This is a genomic window from Kitasatospora sp. NPDC056181, assembly GCF_042266225.1.
In the GTDB taxonomy this organism is placed as follows: Bacteria; Actinomycetota; Actinomycetes; order Streptomycetales; family Streptomycetaceae; genus Kitasatospora.
On the sequence record NZ_JBHJUK010000332.1, the window covers coordinates 1 to 1,590 of the forward strand.

Below are 1,590 nucleotides of genomic sequence, written 5' to 3' on the forward strand. Positions count from 1 at the left end.
TACAACGAGGCGACCAACGCGGTCGAGCTGTTCGGTGTCGGCACCGACGGCGTCATCAACCACACCTACAACATCAACGCCGGTCCCTGGGCGGGCTGGGACCCGCTCGACAGGGGCTACAAGTTCACCGGCCGCCCGGCCGCCGTCTACAACCCCGACACCAGGACGGCCGAGGTGTTCGCCACCGGCACCGACGGCATCGTGTCGCACGCCTACAGCACCGGCGGCAGCTCCTGGACGGGCTGGACCACCCTCGGCCCGGACTTCCGGTTCACGTCCAACCCGGCCGTGGTCTACAACCCGGTGAACAAGGTCACCGAGGTCTTCGCCACCGGCTTCGACGGCATCATGTCCCACAAGTACCTGTTCAACGGCGGCCAGTGGAGCGGTTGGGAGGTCCTCGGCCCGGACTTCCGCTTCGGCAGCAGCCCGGCCGCGGTCTACAACGCCTCGACCAATGCGATCGAGCTGTTCGGCATCGGCCCCGACGGTGTGCTCAACCACACCTACAACATCAACGCCGGTCCCTGGGCGGGCTGGGAGTCGCTCAGCACCAACTACAAGTTCGCCGGGACCCCGTCCGTGGTCTACGAGTCCGGCGTCAACGCGGCCGAGGCCTTCGGGATCGGCGCCGACGGTGTGATCTCGCACGCCTACAACGCCAACGGCAGCCCCTGGAGCCAGTGGACGGCCCTCGGCAACTGGAAGTTCAAGACCGGCTGACCCCCGCAGGGTCCCGGGCCGGCCGGCCCGTCCGCGCTTCGGCGGGAGCCGCCGGACGCGCCCTGTCCTACCCCTGCCGGCGTTGCCGGCCGGGGCGGGGCGTCACGGAGCCAGGGCGGTCAGCCGCAGCAGCCGGTACCAGTGGCTGGTCGCGAGGTCCTCGGGCCCGAGTCCGGCCAGGTCGCGGAAGCCGGGGGCGGCCACCCAGTCGGTGAAGAAGGTCACGACGTCGTTCGTGAGCCGTTCCAGCCGGCAACCGGTGTACCAGACGAAGCCGTCGTCGGGCACCCGCCAGACGCTCCCGTCGCGGTCGACCAGCAGCGGGTTCCCGCGGGCCCGGCCGAAGAAGTGGAACCGCGAGGCGTCATCGAGTGGTGCACCGCCGGGCAGCTCGGCGCCGACCAGGCCTTCGGAGAACTGCTGCCCGTCGAGCTCGTCCGCGGCGAAGAGCCGGGTGGAGTGGTTCAGGTAGACGCCGTCGGAGGCGGCCAGCAGGTCCGCCACGCCGACGGGCGTCCCGGCGGGGATGCGGCTGAGCTCGGCGCCGGCGGGGACGTCGCAGTCCCAGAGCTCCAGCCGGTGGCGGTGCTCGGCGTGCGCTGCGCGCAGCAGCGCCATGAGGCCGGCCAGGCCGGCGCGGTCCTTCGTCATGCGGATCCCCCTGCGGACGTGTGCGCCGCCGCCCGGGCGTCGGCCCCGGACGCCCCGGGGCACCGGCCCTCCGCCGTCCCGGCCCCCGTCGTCCCGGCCCCCCGTCGTCCCGGCCCCCGTCGTGGCGGGGAGCCCCCGCCCCGCGGGCCCGGGCCCGCCCGGGGCCGCCCCCCCCGGGGGGGGCCCCCGGCCCCCCCGACGGCGTAGGTCGGGGAG

The 1,590-nt window shown here is 73.7% G+C and carries 2 protein-coding genes; one reads left to right on the top strand and one right to left on the bottom strand.

Features of this window, described 5'->3' with window-relative positions; genetic code table 11:
• On the top strand, positions 1-723 hold a 723-nt coding region (locus tag ACFC1F_RS43330), incomplete at its 5' end, for a hypothetical protein (protein ID WP_376167329.1).
• Positions 724-825: 102 nt separating this feature from the next.
• Here the strand turns inward: ACFC1F_RS43330 and ACFC1F_RS43335 are convergent.
• Positions 826-1,374, bottom strand: a complete 549-nt coding sequence (locus tag ACFC1F_RS43335) for a hypothetical protein (RefSeq protein WP_376167331.1) — start codon at positions 1,372-1,374, stop codon at positions 826-828.
• Positions 1,375-1,590: the final 216 nt, after the last annotated feature.

Coding starts and splice junctions, on each gene's coding strand:
- ACFC1F_RS43335 (WP_376167331.1), bottom strand. CDS start 1,374: ATGACGAAGGACCGCGCCGGCCTGGCCGGCCTCATGGCGCTGCTGCGC.